We start from the raw sequence: 588 nt of genomic DNA on the forward strand, positions 1-588 counted from the left end.
GCATGTGAACGTAGCATGTGAACGTATTCAGCCGGTTGGGATTATCCCTGAGGCCACCGGTGAAAATGAGGAGCCCATGACGTCCGAGGAAATCAAGGAACTGAACTCTGCGCGGGAAAATCTCGTTAAACGACGCAGGGAAATGGCTCGCCAGGTCTCGGAAGCGCCGCTGCCTTCCGTGGAGATGGCTGAAGAGCTGACAAAGATCCTGGCCGCAATCGAGGCTTTGGACCGGGCACTCAATGAGGCTGGGCATCCTTACATGAGCCCGGGCGTCGTCGATCAGCTTCGCGCCGATGGGTGAAAGTTTCACTATTGAGCTTCATCCGATCAACAAGATCGAAACAATCCGCTAGAGCATCGGATGTTTAATCGGACGCATATCCAGCAGCCTTGAGGTAGTTCCAACATTCTTGTGGCTCGAACAGGTTGCAGATCTCACCGAGGGTGCGCCAGAGCGCGTCCAAGGTGCGGGCTTCGGCTTTGCGCAGATGCGCTTTGATCTTGGCAAAGGCTTGCTCGATCGGGTTCAGATCGGGCGAATAAGCCGGCAGGAACAGGAACCAGGCTCCGCGTCGCCTCAGACAC

2 protein-coding genes are annotated in these 588 nt (G+C 56.1%); one reads left to right on the forward strand and one right to left on the reverse strand.

Annotated features, from left to right (window positions below; all coding sequences use genetic code 11):
- The coding region (locus ACXJKO_RS32055; protein ID WP_457095021.1) for a hypothetical protein at positions 1-304 on the forward strand (304 nt) is incomplete at its 5' end.
- Between the two features lie 64 nt (positions 305-368).
- On the opposite strand, the gene ACXJKO_RS32060 is transcribed toward ACXJKO_RS32055, so the two are convergent.
- On the reverse strand, positions 369-588 hold a 220-nt coding region (locus ACXJKO_RS32060), incomplete at its 5' end, for a transposase (protein ID WP_457095022.1).

The sequence above is a fragment of the Microvirga sp. P5_D2 genome (assembly GCF_054049475.1).